The organism is Pseudomonas sp. RIT-PI-S, assembly GCF_025642975.1.
Classification (GTDB): domain Bacteria; phylum Pseudomonadota; class Gammaproteobacteria; order Pseudomonadales; family Pseudomonadaceae; genus Aquipseudomonas.
Genome location: NZ_JANZKJ010000004.1, coordinates 140,135 through 158,563 on the forward strand (window position 1 = coordinate 140,135; position 18,429 = coordinate 158,563).

At 65.5% G+C, this 18,429-nt stretch carries 18 protein-coding genes; 13 read left to right on the plus strand and 5 right to left on the minus strand.

Going from position 1 to position 18,429, the window contains the following annotated elements:
- The 4 genes from OGL93_RS08505 to paaX form a co-directional block, all read right to left on the minus strand.
- On the minus strand, nucleotides 1–273 hold the full coding sequence (locus tag OGL93_RS08505; protein WP_263262144.1) for a phosphopantetheine-binding protein: 273 nt from the start codon (nucleotides 271–273) through the stop codon (nucleotides 1–3).
- On the minus strand, nucleotides 270–1,064 hold the full coding sequence (locus OGL93_RS08510) for a 1-acyl-sn-glycerol-3-phosphate acyltransferase (protein WP_263262145.1): 795 nt from the start codon (nucleotides 1,062–1,064) through the stop codon (nucleotides 270–272). The genes OGL93_RS08505 and OGL93_RS08510 overlap by 4 nt, the downstream gene beginning before the upstream one ends.
- Entirely contained in the window at nucleotides 1,040–1,768 is a 729-nt protein-coding gene (locus OGL93_RS08515; protein ID WP_263262147.1) for a beta-ketoacyl synthase chain length factor, read from the minus strand. Before OGL93_RS08515 ends, OGL93_RS08510 begins: the two co-directional genes overlap by 25 nt.
- A gap of 155 nt (nucleotides 1,769–1,923) precedes the next feature.
- Nucleotides 1,924–2,847 (minus strand): phenylacetic acid degradation operon negative regulatory protein PaaX, encoded by a 924-nt coding sequence (gene paaX, locus OGL93_RS08520; RefSeq protein ID WP_263262149.1) that lies wholly within the window; start codon nucleotides 2,845–2,847, stop codon nucleotides 1,924–1,926.
- 322 nt (nucleotides 2,848–3,169) lie between these two features.
- Between paaX and paaF the strand changes: the two genes are divergently transcribed.
- The 12 genes from paaF to paaZ all read left to right on the plus strand — a co-directional run bounded on the left by paaF (nucleotide 3,170) and on the right by paaZ (nucleotide 15,333).
- Nucleotides 3,170–3,943 (plus strand): 2,3-dehydroadipyl-CoA hydratase PaaF, encoded by a 774-nt coding sequence (gene paaF / locus OGL93_RS08525; RefSeq protein WP_263262150.1) that lies wholly within the window; start codon nucleotides 3,170–3,172, stop codon nucleotides 3,941–3,943.
- Between the two features lie 45 nt (nucleotides 3,944–3,988).
- Nucleotides 3,989–4,780 (plus strand): 2-(1,2-epoxy-1,2-dihydrophenyl)acetyl-CoA isomerase PaaG, encoded by a 792-nt coding sequence (paaG, locus tag OGL93_RS08530; protein ID WP_263262151.1) that lies wholly within the window; start codon nucleotides 3,989–3,991, stop codon nucleotides 4,778–4,780.
- A gap of 2 nt (nucleotides 4,781–4,782) precedes the next feature.
- Nucleotides 4,783–6,300: a 3-hydroxyacyl-CoA dehydrogenase PaaH gene (gene paaH, locus OGL93_RS08535; RefSeq protein ID WP_263262153.1), complete on the plus strand. Its 1,518-nt coding sequence runs from the start codon at nucleotides 4,783–4,785 to the stop codon at nucleotides 6,298–6,300.
- A complete protein-coding gene (gene paaI, locus OGL93_RS08540; RefSeq protein ID WP_263262154.1) occupies nucleotides 6,293–6,742 on the plus strand; it encodes a hydroxyphenylacetyl-CoA thioesterase PaaI in 450 nt (149 codons plus the stop codon). The genes paaH and paaI overlap by 8 nt, the downstream gene beginning before the upstream one ends.
- Nucleotides 6,735–7,940: a 3-oxoadipyl-CoA thiolase gene (pcaF, locus tag OGL93_RS08545; protein ID WP_263262155.1), complete on the plus strand. Its 1,206-nt coding sequence runs from the start codon at nucleotides 6,735–6,737 to the stop codon at nucleotides 7,938–7,940. Before paaI ends, pcaF begins: the two co-directional genes overlap by 8 nt.
- 60 nt (nucleotides 7,941–8,000) lie before the next feature.
- Complete coding sequence (paaK, locus tag OGL93_RS08550; RefSeq protein ID WP_263262157.1) at nucleotides 8,001–9,317, plus strand: phenylacetate--CoA ligase PaaK; 1,317 nt, start codon at nucleotides 8,001–8,003, stop codon at nucleotides 9,315–9,317.
- 122 nt (nucleotides 9,318–9,439) lie between these two features.
- The gene (paaA, locus tag OGL93_RS08555; RefSeq protein WP_263262158.1) at nucleotides 9,440–10,429 is read left to right on the plus strand and encodes a 1,2-phenylacetyl-CoA epoxidase subunit PaaA; all 990 of its coding nucleotides are present in this window, start codon (nucleotides 9,440–9,442) and stop codon (nucleotides 10,427–10,429) included.
- 15 nt (nucleotides 10,430–10,444) lie between these two features.
- Entirely contained in the window at nucleotides 10,445–10,726 is a 282-nt protein-coding gene (gene paaB / locus OGL93_RS08560; protein WP_263262160.1) for a 1,2-phenylacetyl-CoA epoxidase subunit PaaB, read from the plus strand.
- An 8-nt stretch (nucleotides 10,727–10,734) separates the two neighbouring features.
- On the plus strand, nucleotides 10,735–11,496 hold the full coding sequence (paaC, locus tag OGL93_RS08565) for a 1,2-phenylacetyl-CoA epoxidase subunit PaaC (RefSeq protein ID WP_263262161.1): 762 nt from the start codon (nucleotides 10,735–10,737) through the stop codon (nucleotides 11,494–11,496).
- Nucleotides 11,483–12,019, plus strand: coding sequence for a 1,2-phenylacetyl-CoA epoxidase subunit PaaD (gene paaD / locus OGL93_RS08570; protein WP_263262162.1), 537 nt, complete (start codon nucleotides 11,483–11,485; stop codon nucleotides 12,017–12,019). The genes paaC and paaD overlap by 14 nt, the downstream gene beginning before the upstream one ends.
- Nucleotides 12,020–12,048: 29 nt before the next feature.
- On the plus strand, nucleotides 12,049–13,125 hold the full coding sequence (gene paaE, locus OGL93_RS08575) for a 1,2-phenylacetyl-CoA epoxidase subunit PaaE (RefSeq protein ID WP_263262163.1): 1,077 nt from the start codon (nucleotides 12,049–12,051) through the stop codon (nucleotides 13,123–13,125).
- A 156-nt stretch (nucleotides 13,126–13,281) separates the two neighbouring features.
- Nucleotides 13,282–15,333, plus strand: coding sequence for a phenylacetic acid degradation bifunctional protein PaaZ (gene paaZ / locus OGL93_RS08580; protein WP_263262164.1), 2,052 nt, complete (start codon nucleotides 13,282–13,284; stop codon nucleotides 15,331–15,333).
- Between the two features lie 376 nt (nucleotides 15,334–15,709).
- On the opposite strand, the gene OGL93_RS08585 is transcribed toward paaZ, so the two are convergent.
- The gene (locus OGL93_RS08585; RefSeq protein ID WP_263262165.1) at nucleotides 15,710–16,192 is read right to left on the minus strand and encodes an Lrp/AsnC family transcriptional regulator; all 483 of its coding nucleotides are present in this window, start codon (nucleotides 16,190–16,192) and stop codon (nucleotides 15,710–15,712) included.
- 148 nt (nucleotides 16,193–16,340) lie between these two features.
- On the opposite strand from OGL93_RS08585, the gene OGL93_RS08590 reads away from it, so the two are divergent.
- Nucleotides 16,341–18,428: a transketolase C-terminal domain-containing protein gene (locus OGL93_RS08590; protein WP_263262166.1), complete on the plus strand. Its 2,088-nt coding sequence runs from the start codon at nucleotides 16,341–16,343 to the stop codon at nucleotides 18,426–18,428.
- Nucleotide 18,429: the final 1 nt, after the last annotated feature.

Below are 18,429 nucleotides of genomic sequence, written 5' to 3' on the forward strand. Positions count from 1 at the left end.
TCAGGCTGCCTGCTTGGCGGTGACGAATGCCGCCAGGCTGGCCACGTTGTTGAAGTGGGAACGCGTGTCCTTGGCGTCTGCGTCGATCTTGAAGCCGTAGCGCTTCTGCACGGCCAGGCCCAGTTCCAGGGCGTCGACCGAATCCAGGCCCAGGCCCTCGCCGAACAAAGCCATCTGGTCGTCTATGTCGTTGGCAGCGACGTCCTCGAGGCCCAGGGCGTCGATGATCAGCTGTTTGATCTCGGTGTGAAGATCAGGGTGCGGTGCGCTCATCGAGGGGTGAGCTCCTTCATGAAGTAGTGGTGCAAGTGGTCGTTGAGCAAGCGCGAGGCCTTGGGCGCCGCGCCGAGGGCGTTATACGCCTCTGGGTCTATATCGGCCCCGACGTGAAAACTGAAGTGCACGCGGCGGCAGGGGATGCGATACCACGGCTCGGCCTTGGTCAGGGTGGTGGGGTGCACGCGGATGGTGACCGGGGTGAGCACGCGGGCGCCGCGCAAGGCGATGGCCGCGGCGCCACGATGCAGCACCGGGGCGTGGCCCGGGGTGGTGCGAGTGCCTTCAGGGAAGACGATCAGCGACTGCCCGGCGGCCAGGGCCGTGACAGCGGTGTCGAGCATCTCCAGGCTGCCGTCGTTGCTGATGTACTGCGCCGCGCGCACCGGGCCGCGGGTGAACGGGTTGCGCCAGAGGCTGTCCTTGACCACGCAGTTGGCGTCGCGCATCAGGCTGATGAGGAACACCACATCGATCAGCGATGGATGGTTGGCAATGACCATCTGCCCAGGGCGACCAAGCCGCTCGGCGCCGTGCACTTCGAAGGTGAGCACGCCGGTCCGGCGCATGAAGCCGATGAACACGCTGAACAGCCAGCTCACCGTGCGCCGGGCGCGTTGCCGTTGGCGCACGGGGCCGCCGGGCAGCAAACGCAGCAGTGGGAACACCAGCACGCGCAGGCTCAAGCCGCCCAGCCCGAACAGCGCGAAGCTGGCGAACGTGGCGATCAGGCGCAGGTAGTAATGGTCATTGCGCGGCGTTATCACTGGTTGCTCTGCCAGGTCCATGCACGGTGCTTCCAGCGGTGATGAAGGGTGGTATGGCCCGCGGCCAGGGCGCTCAACAGGCTCAGGCCGTGGGGCAGGCCGCTCGTGGCGGTGGCTTGCCCGGCGGGCGCCTGGTTCAGGCACCAGCCATTGCCCGGGGTGACCAGCAACCCAATCGCATAGGCGAAGGGCACGTCGTCGACCCAGGGTTCGTAAGGCGCGGGAGGCTGTTCCTCGGCCAGCACCAGCAGCACCGCGGGCGCGCCCTCGGCGAGCAGGGCGGCGGCCTCGAGCATGCCGTGCTCGAGGCCATCCCCCTGGGCGGCCAGTGCGGTCATTTCGCTGGTTTCGCCGCGCAGGATCGACCACAGGCCGATCACCGCGTTGTGCACGGACAGGCTGAACTGGGTAGGGGACAGCGGCTCGTTCCGGGCCAGGTCGGCCAGCATCTCGAACGTGCGCGGTGTTTCACCGTGGCGTGAAACAAAAATGAACGGAAGGCGGTCATAGCCTTCTGCCAAAGGCCAGCCTACGTGAAACACCATGCGTGCCAGGCGGCTCAGGCGACGGCGCTGCATGGCTGGCAGGAACGACACATCGGGCGCCGCGCCTTCGTCTGCGGGCGCTTGCCGGTCGGCGCTCCAACGCAGCCAGTCTTCGGCGGACGAGAGGCCCGGGGCCCAGGCTCGCCAATGCGCGATATCGAATGAGAACACAGCATCCATCCCGCCCTTTAACAGGCTTCCAATCCGTTGTAGGGCGTATCGGGCTGTAAAAGCCAGGCCGCTAGGTTTTAGAGGCGCGCATTATCCAGATGAATCTTATTTGTAGCAAATAATGTCTGGGTTATTGACGAAAATGGAGCTGGGTCAGTGCGCCCTCACTTCAGCCCGCCAAAGCGCTTGTAAAAGCTCTCGCTGGCATCGGGCAGCGGCCCATCGGCGGTTTCCATGGCGCCGGTCAGCCACTGTTCGGCATCGGCGCAGGTGAGCCGGTAAAGGTTGCGGCACAGTTGCCGGGCGGCGCGGCCCTCCCAGTCGCTGGGCAGCAGTTCGTCGGGCAAATGCGGGTCGCGCAGCAGCAGCTTGCGATATTCGTGGATCAACAGCAGGCGGACCATGAAGCAGTCTTGCGGCTGCAACCGTTCCTGCTCGCGCAGCGCCTGCCACACAGGGCGGAACAGCTGGATGAACTCGCTGTAGTGCGCGCCCAGCTCGTCGATCCGCCAGCTTTCCCGAGCCTGCGCGCGCAGCGCTCGGGAGGTCATCACGTCCTGCCCGGTGGTTTCGAAGATGATGGTGTCTTCCAGCGCATCGAGGTCCACCAGGGTGGCATTGACATCGCTGCGATCAGCGCGCGGGCTGGCCAGCACAGTGGGCGCGATGGCGCCGAAGCCCTGCCATTCGAGCTCTTCGCGTACGCGCTTGCGCTGGTCGGCGGCAAGCTGCGTGAGCATCACCAGGCACCAGGAGCCGTCCCATTGCGGCACCACCGAGTTGTACACGCGCTTGAAGGCTTTATCGAAGCGCCGGCGGCCGGTGCCGGTCAGGCTGTAATAGCTGCGCCGGCCAACTTTTTCCGCAGTCAACCAGCCTTCCTTGGTGAGCCGGAAGATGGACGTGCGGATCAGCCGTTCATTGATACCAAAGGGTTCCAGCAACTGGATCAGGCTGCCCAGCCAGACCGCCCCGCCATGGGGTTCGATCGCATCGCCATATAGGGTGACGATCAACGAACTGGCGCGGATCGGGATCTGTTCCTGAAAACGGCGGACGAGGTTGTTCAGCGGCGCAATGGACGACATGGGTGATCCGGCGGATAAAAGCCCGGAATATAAACCCCGCACGGTATGCAGTGCCAGCACTGGCTTCTAACAGTGCCCCAGGTTTTGGCATGGGTTGCTGATCGTGTATCCCTTTAATGACGGACATTCCGGCCCAGGCTCGTGCTTTACCCAAGCGGTTTGCTGGGTTGCGGCCCAGGGCGGCTGCCATAGGTCGCCTAAAAGGGACACTAAAAAGTAAATTACAGGTTGATTTGCTGTATCGCTTTTGATTTATACTCACTGCAACCGGCCTTGCCCTAACAATAACAGCCAGCTTGCACTGGCCAGCGCGGTGACCGAGATGCCTGACACCTTGTTGCTGGATGCGCCTGAAGCGGGCGTTCGCCTGATAACCCTCAATCGACCGGCGGCGCTCAATGCCCTCAACACTCAGCTGCTGGGCGAACTGGCGGCGCTGTTGGATGAGCTTGAAGCGGACGACGGTTGCCGCGCGGTGGTACTTACCGGCAGCCAGAAAGCCTTCGCCGCCGGCGCCGACATCAATGAAATGGCCGAGCGCGACGCTGTTGGCATTCTCAATGACCCGCGTGTGGCGCACTGGCAGCGCATTGGCCGTTTCCCCAAGCCGCTGATCGCGGCAGTCAATGGCTTCGCCCTCGGCGGCGGCTGCGAGCTGGCGATGCAGGCAGACATCATCATCGCGGGGGAGGGCGCCCGTTTCGGCCAGCCGGAAATCAACCTGGGCATCATGCCCGGCGCTGGCGGCACGCAGCGGTTGTTGCGCGCGGTGGGTAAGGCCATGGCCATGCAGATGGTGCTCACTGGCGAAGCCATCGATGCCCGCCACGCTCAGCGCCTGGGGCTGGTAAGCGAGGTCACCCAGCCTGAGTTCACCGTGGAGCGCGCCCTTGCCATCGGCCGCGTTATCGCCAGCAAGGCGCCACTGGCGGTGCGCCTGGCCAAAGAGGCGCTGCTCAAGGCCATGGATTGCGACCTGGCCACCGGCCTGCGCCTGGAGCGCCACGCCTTCACCGTGCTTGCCGCGAGCCGAGACCGCGCCGAAGGCATTCGTGCTTTCCAGGAAAAACGCGCGCCTGTTTTCACCGGCAATTGAGCGCGTTCACGCCTTCATTCCATTTCCCTTATGAGCGATACGGCCATGACCTTCGAACACATCCTGTTTTCCATCGATGACGGCGTGGCCTTTCTGCGCCTGAACCGCCCGGACCAGCTCAACAGCTTCAACGCGCACATGCACGGTGAGGTCAAGGAAGCGCTCAAGCAGGCCCGCGCCGACGCCAGCGTTCGCGTGCTACTGCTGACCGGCGAAGGCCGTGGTTTTTGCGCGGGCCAGGACCTGGCCGATCGCAACGTAGCGCCCGGCGCGGACGCGCCGGACCTGGGCGATTCCCTGGAGCGCTTCTATAACCCGCTCATCCGCCAGCTGCGCGAATTGCCGATCCCGGTGATCTGTGCGGTGAACGGCGTGGCCGCAGGCGCCGGGGCGAACATACCCCTGGCCTGCGACCTGGTGCTGGCCGCGCGCTCGGCGAGCTTTATCCAGGCGTTCTGCAAGCTGGGGCTGGTGCCAGACTCCGGCGGCACCTGGTTCCTGCCCCGCCTGGTAGGCGTGGCGCGGGCCAAGGCATTGGCGCTGCTGGGTAATAGGCTGTCCGCCGAGCAGGCCGAGCAGTGGGGCTTGATCTACCGCTGCGTAGAGGACAGCGAGCTGCGCGATGAAGCGCTCAAGCTGGCGCGACACTTGGCAGCCCAGCCCACAGCGGGGTTGGCGCTGATCAAGCGGGCCCTCAACGCCAGCCTGGACAACAGCCTTGATGAGCAACTGACCCTGGAGCGCGACCTGCAACGGCTAGCGGGGCGCAGCGCGGATTATCGCGAGGGGGTGACCGCTTTCATGGAAAAACGCACCCCCGTGTTCAAGGGGTGCTGAGCATGACCACATTGGATACGCGAGCCCTGGTCGCGGTGATCGGCGCCGGTGCCATGGGCAGCGGCATCGCCCAGGTGGTGGCCCAGGCCGGGCACCGAGTGCTGCTGCTCGACAACCGCCCGGGCGCCGCCGCTCAAGCCATCGAAGCCTTGGCCCGCCAGCTCGCTGGCTTGCAAGAGAAAGGCAAGCTCACTGCCGAGCAGCGCGAGCAGACCCTCGCGCGGCTGCAGGCGGTGGACACGTTGGAGCAACTGGCCGAGGCCGGGCTGGTGATCGAGGCGATCGTCGAAAACCTTCAGGTCAAGCAAGAGCTGTTCGCTCGATTGGAGCGCCTGTGCGCGCCTGGCTGCGTGCTCGCCAGCAACACCTCTTCGTTATCGATTACCAGCATCGCTGCCGGGCTGAGCCGGCCAGAGCGCTTCCTCGGTGTGCACTTTTTCAATCCGGCGCCAGTGATGGCCTTGGTAGAGATCGTCAGCGGCCTGGCCACCGATCCTGCGGTGGCCAGCGCCCTTTACGAGGCGGCCAAGGCGTGGGGCAAGGCGCCTGTGCACACCCGCTCCACCCCGGGCTTTATCGTCAACCGGGTGGCGCGGCCTTTCTATGCCGAGAGCCTGCGCCTGCTGCAGGAAGGCGCTGCCGACTGCGCCACGCTGGATGCGCTGATGCGCGACGCTGGCGGCTTTCGCATGGGCGCGTTCGAGCTGATGGACCTGATCGGCCATGACGTGAACTACGCCGTGACCTGCTCGGTGTTCGAGGCCTACTACGGCGATCCCCGTTTCCAGCCTTCGCTGCTGCAAAAAGAACTGGTCGATGCTGGGCGCCTGGGGCGCAAGAGCGGGCGCGGATTTTACGACTGCAGCCCGAACGCGGTGCGCCCGGCGGCTGCCGAGGCGCAGAGCGCACAAGCGGTCGACCGGTGCATCGTCGAAGGCGACCTGGGGGTCGCGCAAACCCTTTTGCCCCGCTTGGAGGCCGCTGGCATACGCGTGGAGCGCAGGCCAGGCAACGGGTTGATCCGGGTGGGCGAGGCGGTGCTGGCGCTGAGCGACGGCCGCATGGCCAGCGAGCGTGCCCAGGCTGATGGCCTGGATAACCTGCTGTTGTTCGACCTCGCGCTGGATTACGCCAAGGCGACACGCATCGCCCTCAGTTGCTGCGCCGGCGCCAGCGTGCAGGCCCGCGACCAGGCCGTTACCTTGTTCCAGCGCATGGGCCTGGTGCCCAGCCTGCTGGCGGACCTGCCCGGCCTGCTGGTGTTGCGCACCGTGGCCATGCTGGCCAACGAAGCGGCCGACGCCGTGCTGCAAGGTGTTGCCAGCACTGCGGATGTGGACCTGGCCATGCGCAAGGGGGTGAATTACCCGCAGGGCCCGCTGGCCTGGGCGGGCGCGGTGGGGTTGCCAGCGGTGCTCAAGGCACTGGAGCACCTGCAGGCCAGCTACGGTGAACCGCGCTACCGGCCTTCGCTCTTGCTGCGGCGGCGGGTGGCCGAGGGCAGGGGGTTTTATGACTGAATTCGAACCCGTGGAGCTGGCCCGGCTGTGCGCCGCGGCCATGCTCGACCGCGACCGCGCCAGCCTGGGCCTGGGCATGGAACTGCTGGCGGTGGCACCGGGCTCGGCGACGCTCGCCATGCCGGTGCGCGCCGACATGATCCAGGGCCATGGTACGTGCCATGGCGGCTTTATCTTCACCCTGGCGGACTCGGCCTTCGCCGTGGCCAGCAACACCTACAACCAGGTCACCATCGGCCTGGGCTGCACCATCGACTACATCGCCCCGGCGCGCCAGGGCGACCGGCTCGTCGCCAGCTGCATCGAGCAGAGCCGCGGCGGGCGCACCGGCAACTACGACGTGCGCGTGGAAAACCAGAACGGCCAACTGGTCGCGCTGTTCCACGGCAAATCCTACAAAGTTCAAGGCAGCGTGCTTGCCGCGGAGACTCCCCATGACTGACGCCCTGATCATCGACGCCATTCGCACGCCCATCGGCCGCTATGCCGGCGCCCTCAGCTCAGTACGCGCCGACGACCTTGGCGCGGTGCCGCTGCGTGCCCTGATCGAACGCCACCCGCAGGTGAACTGGGCGGCCGTGGACGACGTGTTCTACGGCTGTGCCAACCAGGCGGGGGAGGACAACCGCAACGTAGCGCGCATGGCTGCCCTGCTGGCCGGCCTGCCGGTGGACGTACCCGGTACCACCATCAACCGCCTGTGCGGTTCGGGCATGGATGCCGTAGGCCTGGCCGCGCGCTCCATTCGCAGCGGCGAAGCCGGCCTGATGCTCGCTGGGGGCGTGGAGTCCATGTCGCGCGCGCCCCTGGTGATGGGCAAGGCCGAGCAGGCGTTTTCGCGCCAGGCACAGCTGTACGACACCACCATTGGCTGGCGCTTCGTCAACCAGGCGATGGAACAGGCCTACGGCATCGACTCGATGCCGGAAACCGCCGAGAACGTTGCCGCGCAGTTCGGCATCTCCCGGGAAGATCAAGACGCCTTCGCCGTGCGCAGCCAGCAACGCGCCGCCGCCGCGCAAGCCAGTGGCAGGCTCGCCCGGGAAATCGCCGCGGTGACCATTGCCCAGCGCAAGGGCGAGCCGCGCCGGGTAGAGCACGACGAGCATCCTCGCGGCGACACTACCCTGGAGATGCTCCAGCGCTTGCCCACGCCGTTCCGCCAGGGCGGCAGCGTCACCGCCGGCAACGCCTCCGGGGTCAACGACGGTGCCTGCGCGCTGCTGCTGGCGAGCCCGGCCCAGGCCCAGCGCTACGGGCTCAAGGCCCGCGGCAGGGTGGTCGCCATGGCCACCGCCGGCGTGGAACCCCGGATCATGGGCATCGGCCCGGTGCCGGCCACCCGCAAGGTGCTGGAGCTGGCCAACCTGGGCCTTGGGCAAATGGATGTGATCGAGCTCAACGAAGCCTTCGCCGCCCAAGGGCTGGCGGTGCTGCGCGAGCTGGGCCTGGCTGACGACGACCCACGGGTCAACCCTAATGGCGGCGCCATCGCGCTGGGGCATCCGTTGGGCATGAGTGGCGCGCGGCTGATCACCACGGCGCTCAACGAGCTGGAAGTGCGCCAGGGCCGCTACGCGTTGTGCACCATGTGCATCGGCGTGGGGCAGGGCATCGCGATGATCATCGAACGTGTCTGAAGCATCGCCTGCGCAGCCACTTTTCGTACAGATCCTAACAAGAACAATCAGAGTGAAAGCATGAACATGGCCGCCTTGAATACCGCTGGGCTTGACCCGCTGGAAACCGCCAGCATCGACGAGCTGCGCCAGCACCAGCTCGAACGCCTGCGCTGGAGCCTCAGCCACGCTTATCGGAACGTGCCGCTGTACCGCCGCCGTTTCGACGAGCAAGGCGTTCACCCGGAGGACGTCCGCTCGCTCCAAGACCTAGCGAAGTTCCCGTTCACCACCAAGGCGGACCTGCGTGACAACTACCCCTACGGCATGTTTGCCGTGCCCATGCACGAGGTAGTGCGGGTGCACGCCTCCAGCGGCACCACCGGCAAGCCGACGGTGGTCGGCTATACCCAGAACGACATCGACACCTGGGCCAACGTGGTCGCCCGCTCGATCCGCGCCGCCGGTGGGCGCAAGGGCGACAAGGTCCATGTGGCTTATGGCTATGGGCTGTTCACGGGCGGCCTGGGCGCCCATTACGGCGCCGAGCGCCTGGGTTGCACGGTGATCCCGATGTCTGGCGGGCAGACCGAGAAGCAGGTGCAGCTGATCCGGGATTTGCGCCCGGACATCATCATGGTCACGCCGTCCTACATGCTCAACCTGGCCGACGAGATGGAACGCCAGGGCCTCTCGGCCGAGCAACTGTCCTTGCGCCTGGGCATTTTCGGTGCCGAGCCCTGGACCGACGAGCTGCGCCGCTCCATCGAGCAGCGCCTGGGCATCACCGCGCTGGACATCTACGGGTTGTCAGAAATCATGGGGCCGGGCGTGGCCATGGAGTGCGCCGAAAGCAAGGACGGGCCGACCATCTGGGAAGATCACTTCTACCCCGAGATCATCGACCCGGTCACCGGCGCGGTGCTGCCGGACGGGCAGATGGGCGAGCTGGTGTTCACTTCGCTGAGCAAGGAAGCGCTGCCGATGATCCGCTACCGCACCCGCGACCTCACCCGGCTGCTGCCCGGCACGGCGCGGCCGATGCGGCGCATGGACAAGATCACCGGGCGCAGTGACGACATGCTGATCGTGCGCGGCGTCAACCTGTTCCCCACCCAGGTGGAAGAACAGGTGCTCAAAATAAAACAATTCTCTGAGTGTTATGAGATTCATCTGTATCGCAACGGCAATCTAGATTCGGTCGACATTCACGTCGAGCTGCGCCCCGAATGCCAGCATGCCGATGAACCCCGGCGCACTGCGCTGATCGCTGAACTCAGCCGGCACATCAAGACCCATATCGGCCTCAGCACCCGTGTGCTGCTGCAGCCGCCTGGCTCGCTGAAGCGCTCGGAAGGCAAGGCGTGCCACGTGTACGACAATCGCCGGGCTGGGTAAAGCGATACACGATTATATTAGATACGTTAAATCATGTTTGATATTTGATTGTGTATCGCTTATAAAGGATGCATTGCATCGCATGGCTCGCGGGCTTCGCCCGCTCCAACAGGAGTTTTCACATGTACGCACAATTGGTGGAAACCGGCGTCAAGCGCATCAAGTCGCTGGAGGAGATGAGCCCCCAGGAGCGCGAATTCCAGGAAAAGATCGACGCCGAGATCAAGATCGAGGCCAAGAACTGGATGCCGGAGGCGTACCGGCAAACGCTGATCCGGCAGATCTCCCAGCACGCCCACTCGGAAATCGTCGGCATGCTGCCCGAAGGCAACTGGGTCACCCGCGCGCCGAGCTTCAAGCGCAAGCTGCAACTGATGGCCAAGATCCAGGACGAAGCCGGCCATGGCCTGTACCTGTACAGCGCCATGGAAACCCTGGGCGCCGACCGCGACGTGGAAATCGACAAGCTGCACAGCGGCAAAGCCAAGTACTCGAGCATCTTCAACTACCCCACCTTGAGCTGGGCAGACATGGGCGCGGTGGGCTGGCTGGTGGACGGCGCGGCCATCGTCAACCAGGTGGTGCTGCAGCGCACATCCTATGGGCCGTACTCCCGGGCCATGGTGCGCATCTGCAAGGAAGAGAGCTTCCATCAGCGCCAAGGCTACGAAATTCTGCTGACCATGATGCGCCACGGCACCCAGGCCCAGAAAGACATGGTCCAGGATGCGATCAACCGGCTGTGGTGGCCGTCGCTGATGATGTTCGGCCCCAGCGATGAAAGCTCGCCCAACAGTGCCCAGTCCATGGCCTGGAAGATCAAGCGCCAGAGCAACGACGAGCTGCGCCAGCGCTTCATCGACCAGACCGTGCCGCAGCTGGAGCTGCTGGGCTGCACCGCCCCAGACCCGGACCTGAAATGGAACGCCGAGCGCGGCCATTACGACTTCGGCGAAATCCAGTGGCAGGAGTTCTACGAAGTGCTCAAGGGCAACGGGCCCTGCAACAAGGAGCGGGTGGCGGCACGGCGCAAGGCAATCGAAGAGGGCGCCTGGGTGCGCGAAGCGGCCGTGGCATATGCCCGCAAACAACAGAACAAGAACGTCGCCTGAGCGGGAGAGCACACCATGTCTGAGTGGACGCTGTATGAAGTTTTCGTGCGCAGCAAGCACGGCCTGAATCACAAACATGTGGGCAGCGTGCACGCCGCCGACGCCGCCATGGCCATTGAGAACGCCCGCGAGCTGTACACCCGGCGCAGCGAAGGGGTGAGCCTGTGGGTAGTGCCTTCGGCACTGATCGTGGCGTCCTCGCCGGACGAAAAAGACCCGCTGTTCGACCCGGCCGACGACAAGATCTACCGGCATGCCAGTTTCTATGAGCTTCCCGACGAAGTCGGGCACATGTGAGGCCGGCCATGAACACTGAGCAAGACCTTATCCAATACCTGCTGCTGCTCGGCGACAGCGCCTTGATCCAGGGCCAGCGCCTGTGCGAATGGTGCGGCAAGGCCCCGGCCATTGAAGAAGAGCTGGCGTTGATGAACGTGGGCCTGGACCTGGTGGGCCAAGCGCGTAACTGGCTCGAATACGCCGCCGAACTGATCGGCGACGGCCAAGACGCCGATCACCTGGCGTTCCGCCGCGACCAGCGCGAGTTCCGCAACCTGTTGCTGGTCGAGCAGCCCAACGGCGACTTCGCCGTGACCATGACCAAACAGTTTCTCTACGACGCCTGGCACCTGCAGGTGCTAACCGGGTTGAGCCAGTCGCGCGATGAGCGCCTTGCCGGCATTGCCGCCAAGGCCGTGAAAGAAGTGACTTACCACCTGCGCCGTTCCAGCGAATGGGTGCAACGCCTGGGCGGCGGCACCGAGGAGAGCCGTCGGCGCATGCTGGCGGCCATCGCTGATGTGTGGCGTTTCACCGTCGAGCTGACCGCGGGCAGCGATGGTGAGCAGCGCCTTTTCGAGGCGGGCACTGCCGCGAACCCAGCCCAGGTGGGCGCCGCCTGGCTGCACCAAGTGACCGCCACCTTCGCCAGCGTGGAATTGCCCGTGCCCGAGGCGGCCAACTATTTCTACCTCAGTGGCCGGCAGGGGCTGCACACCGAGCATCTGGGGTTGGTGTTGGCGGAAATGCAATTCCTGCCCAGGGCATACCCCGATGCAACCTGGTGAGCTGATCAGCAGCGACCGCGGCGCTCGCCAGGTACAGCCGGTGGACCTGCCCAGGGCCTGGGCGGTGCTCGAGCAGGTGATGGACCCGGAAGTCCCGGTAGTGAGCGTGGTCGACCTGGGCATCGTCCGCGACCTGACCTGGGAGGCTGGGCATCTGCACCTGGTGGTAACCCCAACGTACTCAGGCTGCCCGGCGACCGAAGTGATCGAAGGGGATATCCGCCAGGCATTGGAGGGGGCGGGCTTCGCCGCGCCCCGGCTGGAGCGTCGGCTGACCCCGGCCTGGAGCACCGACTGGATTACCGAACAAGGCCGCGAGCGGCTGCGCGCCTACGGCATCGCGCCGCCGGAGGGCAGCGGCAGCAAGCGCAGCCTGCTTGGCGGCGAGCCACCTCAGGTGTGCTGCCCGCTCTGCGGCAGCGCCCATACCGAGCTGCTTAGCCAGTTCGGCTCGACCGCCTGCAAGGCGCTGTATCGGTGCCGCGACTGCCTCGAACCCTTCGACTATTTCAAATGCCTCTGAGCGCGCCGCGCCGGTAGAGGGAGATCCGCATGAGCCATTTCCATAGCCTGACCATCAAGCAGGTGCGCGCCGAAACCCGGGACGCGGTGTCGGTCGCGTTCGAGGTACCGCCTGAGCTGCAGCATGATTTTCGTTTTACCCAGGGCCAGTATTTGGTGATGCGTACCTGGCTGGGCGGCGAAGAGGTACGGCGTTCGTATTCGATCTGCAGCGGTGTCGACGAGGGCGAGCTGCGGGTGGCCATCAAACGGGTGCCCGGCGGGCGCTTCTCGGCCTTCGCCAACGAAGTGCTCAAGCCCGGCCATGCCATTGAGGTGATGCCGCCGTCGGGGTCCTTCTATGTGCCGCTGGACCCGTCGCGCCACGGCAATTACCTGGCCGTGGCCGCGGGCAGCGGCATTACCCCGATCCTTTCGATCATCACCACCACCCTGGAGCGCGAGCCCCACAGCCGTTTCACCTTGCTGTACGGCAACCGCTCCAGCTCCGGTGCCTTGTTCCGCGACAAGCTCGAAGACCTGAAAAACCGCTATTTGCAGCGGCTGAACCTGATCTTCGTGTTCAGCCGTGAGCAGCAGGACGTGGACCTCTACAACGGGCGCATAGACGCCGACAAATGCGGGCAGCTGTTCTCGCGCTGGATAGACGTGCCCCGGCTGGATGCGGCGTTCATCTGCGGCCCCCACGCGATGACCGAAACCGTGCGCGATAGCCTGAAGGTCAACGGCATGCGCCCGGAGCGGATTCATTTCGAGCTGTTCGCCGCCGAAGGCAACCCGCAGAAGCGCGATGCCCGCGAGGCGGCGCGCCAGCGGGGCTCGGCCATCAGCCATATCACCGTGATCAGCGATGGCCGCGCCCTGGCGTTCGACCTGCCGCGCAACACCGTCAGCGTGCTCGACGCCGGCAACGCCCAGGGCGCGGAACTGCCGTACTCGTGCAAGGCCGGTGTGTGCTCCACCTGCAAGTGCAAGGTAATCGAAGGCGAGGTAGAAATGGACAGCAACCACGCCCTGGAGGACTACGAAGTGGCGGCCGGCTATGTGCTCTCCTGCCAGACCTTCCCCGTCAGCGACAACGTGGTGCTCGATTTCGACCAGCTTTGAACGGCCTGCTGTCCGCGGCCTTATGGAAAATTCGTAGTTCACCGCAAGTTTTTTCGTAGCAGCAGGGCTTGCCCTCGACCGGCCGGATCGCCAAGACCTGCGGGACGCGGGGAGGCCTCGCTGCGCAGGCTTCGTTTTCAATTCAGGAGAACAACAATGCCCACCGCACATGTCTTGCAGAGCTTCATCGGCGGCCAGTGGATCGGCCAGCATGCGGCGCAGCCCTTGCGCAGCGCCTTGAACGGCGAGGTGATTGCCCACGCCCACGATGAGGCGCCTGACTTCGCCCAGGCGCTGGCCCACGCGCGCCAGCAGGGCCTGGGCGGCCTGGCGGCGATGGATTTCCAGACCCGCGCCGCCTGCCTCAAGGCGTTGGCCAAGTACCTGGCCGAGCGCAAGGAGCAGCTGTATGAGATCTCCCGCCACAGCGGAGCGACCCGGGCCGACAGCTGGATCGACATCGAGGGCGGCAACGCCACCCTGTTCAGCTATGCCGGCCTGGGCGCGCGTGAGCTCCCCTCCGGCAACCTGCTGCACGAAGGGCCGGCGATCCCGCTGAGCAAAGGCGGCACTTTCTCCGGCACGCACATCCTGGTGCCCCGCAGTGGGGTGGCCGTGCACATCAATGCGTTCAACTTCCCCATCTGGGGCATGTTGGAAAAATTTGCCCCCACCTTCCTCGCTGGCATGCCCTGCATCATCAAGCCGGCCACTGCCACCAGCTACATCACCGAGGCGGCCGTGCGCCTGATCGAGGAGTCCGGCCTGTTGCCAGCGGGTAGCCTGCAGTTGGTGATCGGCAGCACCGGCGACCTGCTCGACCGGCTGCAGGGCCAGGATGTGGTCACGTTCACAGGCTCTGCCGACACCGCCGCCAAGCTGCGGGTCAATGCCAACCTGATTCGCCACTCGGTGCCGTTCAACGCCGAGGCAGACTCGCTCAACTGCGCGATCCTTGCGCCGGACGTGACCCCGGACGACGAAGAGTTCGACCTGTTCGTGAAAGAAGTGGTGCGCGAGATGACGGTCAAGGCCGGGCAAAAGTGCACGGCCATCCGCCGCGCCATCGTGCCGGCCAACCTGATGGACGCCGTGGCCACCCGCATGCAGGAGCGCCTGCGCAAGGTGGTGGTGGGCGACCCAGCCCTTGAAGGTGTGCGCATGGGGGCACTGGCCTCTCATGCGCAGCAGGCCGACGTCGCCGAGCGCGTGCAGAGCCTGCTCGAAGGCAGCGACCTGCTGTTCGGCGCCCGTGACGGCTTCGAACCGCGCGGCGAGGGCGTGGCCGAAGGCGCGTTCTTCGCCCCTACCTTGCTGCTGGCCCGGGATCCCCACGCCGACGGCGGCGCCCACGACATCGAAGCCTTTGGCCCGGTCAGCACGCTGATGGCCTATACCGACATCGACGAAGCACTGGCCCTGGCCGCGCGAGGCAAGGGTAGCCTGGTGGCCACCTTGGTCACCCGCGATCCGCGCATTGCCGCCAAGGCCATTCCCGCCGCGGCAGCCTGGCACGGCCGCCTGCTGGTGCTGGACCGCGAGGCTGCCGCGGAGTCCACCGGTCATGGCTCGCCCTTGCCGGTGCTCAAGCATGGCGGCCCTGGGCGCGCTGGCGGTGGCGAAGAGCTGGGCGGCCTGCGCGCGGTGAAACACTACCTGCAGCGGGCAGCGGTGCAAGGTTCGCCGACCATGCTCGCGGCGGTCACCGGTGAGCACGTGCGCGGTGCCAAGGTTTTCGAGAGCGACGTGCACCCCTTCCGTCGTTACTTCGAAGACCTGCGCATCAGCGAGTCGCTGCTCACCCACCGGCGTACCGTGACCGAGGCGGACCTGGTCAACTTCGGGTGCTTGTCGGGCGATCATTTCTACATGCATTTCGACGACATCGCCGCCAAGCAATCGCAATTCGGCAAGCGCATCGCCCACGGTTACTTCGTGCTGTCCGCCGCCGCTGGCCTGTTCGTGTCCCCCGGGCAGGGGCCAGTGCTGGCCAACTACGGCTTAGATACCCTGCGCTTCGTCAACCCGGTGGGCATCGGCGACACCATCCAGGCGCGCCTGACCTGCAAGCGCAAGATCGACCAGGGCAAAACCAGCCCACTCGGCCAACCCCAGGGCGTGGTGGCCTGGGACGTGGAAGTGACCAACCAGCACGGCGAGCTGGTGGCCAGTTACGACATCCTGACCCTGGTATTGAAGCGCAGCTGACGGCCAGGCACGCAGGCCATCGCCCACCCGGTGGGAGCGTGCGAAGCCCGCGAACAGGGCCGCTGCCGGCGTCTCCGAGCCGTTCCCCAACGCATGGACCGAATGTTCGCAGGCTTCGCCAGCGCCTACCCCAAGGCCCATTCCCACCCCGCCCGGGTGGGAGCGTGCGAAGCCCGCGAACAGGGCCGCTGCGGGCCTACCCGGGCCGTTCCCCAACGCACGCACCGGAGGTTCGCAGGCTTCCCCGGCGCCTACCCAAAGCCCATTCCCACCCCGCCTCGGTGGGAGCGTGCGAAGCCCGCGAACAGGGCCGCTGCGGACGTCCTCCGGCCGTTTCCCAACGCACGCACCGAAGGTGCGCAGGCTTCGCCAGCGCCTACCCTAAATGCTCCAACGGCAGCGGCGAGGGGCTTTTGATTTCCCGCAGCACCACCGCCGAGCGGATCTCGCTCACCCCTGGCAGCTTGAATACCACGCTGTGCAGGAAGGCGTCGTAGCTGGCGATGTCTGGGGTAACGACCTTGAGCAGGTAGTCCCCCTGGCCAGTGGTGCTGTAGCACTCAATGATCGCCGCGCAGCGCTGCACGGCCTGTTCGAACTCCTCCACCACGTTTTCCACGTGGCGCGCCAGGTTGACCTCCGCCATCACGCAATTGCCCAGGCCTACCTGGTGGCGGTCGAGCACGGTGGTGTAGTGGCGGATGATCCCGTTCTGCTCCAGCGCCTTGAGGCGCTTCCAGGTGGGCGTGGTGGACAGGCCGATCTTGTTGGCCAGGTCCTGCACGGACAAGCGCCCGTCAGCCTGCAGCGCTTCAAGGATTTTCACGGAGTAGGCGTCGAGAGAAGGAACCGTCTTCATTATTGTTATCCGGAGAATGTTCGTTACCGGATTCTACGAGAATGGAGAAAAGCGAGAAGCACTTTTTCGGCCCCGGCTTTTACTATCGCTGCATGGACCGGCATGCCCGATGGCCGGAAAAGCTGGCTGCGACAAGGACAATAATAAGATGACCGCGATACAGAAAAAGCCCCGGCAAACGAGCTTCGCCAACAGCACGGCGGCCGCCTACGATTGGCGCGAAGTCGCGCGGCTGATCATGATTTCCCGTGGGCTGGATGAGTTGGAGGAGAAAACCCTCGTTCCGCAGAAAAAAGTGCTTTATCAGTTTTCTGCCCGCGGCCATGACCTGGCGCAAATCCTTCTTGGCCTGCAACTGACCAACCCGCACGATGCCGCCTGCGGCTACTACCGTTCGCGGCCCATGCTGCTGGCATTGGGCGTGGACCTGGCCGACGCGCTCGGCTCATCCATGGCCCGCGCTGGCGGCTACTCCGACGGGCGCGACATCGGCGTGGTGTTCAACTACCCCAACCCCGGCGGCCCCGCCGCGCTGCCCATGTGTGGCGGCGTGGGCGCGCAATACACCCCCACCGCGGGTTGGGCCAGCGCCATCGACTACCGCACCCGGGTGCTGAAAGACGCCAGCTATAGCCAAGCCATCAGCGTGGTGCTGGGCGGCGACGGGTCGGTGGCCACCAACGGCTTCTGGGCGGCACTCACCCTGGCCACCACGCAAAAGCTGCCAATGTTGTTCTACATCGAAGACAACGGCTTCGGCATTTCCGTACCCTCGACCTTCCAGACCCCCGGTGGCGATATCGCCGCCAACCTGGCCAGCTTCCAGAACCTGCACATCCTTACCGGCGACGGCTACAACCCGAACGAAAGCGCGACCTTGATCAGCCAGGCGGTGGACCACGTGCGCAGCCGCAAAGGCCCCTGCCTGCTGCGCCTGAAGGTGCCGCGCCTGCAGGGCCATAGCTTCCAGGACACCCAAACGTACAAGTCCGAGGCGACCGTCAAACGCGAGTGGTCCCTCGACCCTTTGCCAAAGCTGCGCGAATTCCTGGTGCCGAGCCAGCTCAGCGCCGGGGAGTGGGACCAGCTCGAAGAGCAGGCCCGCGCCGAGGTCGAGCAAGCCCGGGCCGCCGCCGAAGCACGCCCGGTCAGCGATCCTGCCCGGGTCACGCATCACGTGTTTTTCGAAGGCGAACTGCAACAGCGCGGTGGGCAGTGGCCGGAGGGCTACCAGGCGCCGGCGGCCGACAGTGTGCCCAAGCCCGAAGGGCAACGGTTGAACATGGTGGCGGCGATCCGCCGTACGCTGGACCACGAGCTGGCGGTCAATCCACGGGTAGCGGTGTTCGGCGAGGATGTGGGCCCCAAGGGCGGGGTGCATGCGGTAACCCTCGGGCTGCAGGAGAAGTACGGCGACGGCCGGGTGTTCGACACCAGCTTGTCCGAAGAGGGAATCATCGGCCGCGCCGTGGGCATGGCGCTTGCGGGGCTGATGCCGGTGCCCGAGATCCAGTTCCGCAAGTACGCCGACCCTGCCATGGAGCAGATCAACGACTGCGGCACCATGCGCTGGCGCACCAATAACCGCTTCGCAGCGCCCATGGTGGTGCGTATTCCTGGGGGCTTCTTCAAGTGTGGGGACCCCTGGCACAGCCAGACCAACGAGGTGCAGTTCGTGCATTCGCCGGGCTGGAAAGTCGCCGTGCCCTCCAATGCCGAGGACGCCGTCGGCCTGCTGCGTGGCGCCTTGCGCGGTAACGATCCGGTGATCTTCTTCGAACACCGCGCCATGCTCGACGCTACCTCCGCGCGGCGCCCATATCCGGGGGATGACTACGTGCTGCCCTTTGGCAAGGCGCGGACGGTGGTGCAAGGCAACGACATCACCGTGGTTACCTGGGGCGCGATGGTCGAGCGCTGCGAGCAAGCCGCTCAGGGCCGCTCGGTGGAGGTGATCGACCTGCGCACCCTGATGCCGTGGGACAGCGACGCGGTGCTCAAATCCGTTAGCCGCACCCATCGCTGCCTCATCGTGCATGAAGACCTCGGCACCGCGGGCTTCGGCGCGGAGATCGCCGCAGTGGTGGCCGACAAAGCCTTCATCGAACTCGACGCACCGGTGGCGCGCCTGACCATGCCAGACATCCCTAGCCCGCATCATCCGCTGCTGATGGAGCACGCGCTGCCATCGGTGGAAGACATCGCGGCGAAGATCGACGAGTTGGTGGGGTTCTGAG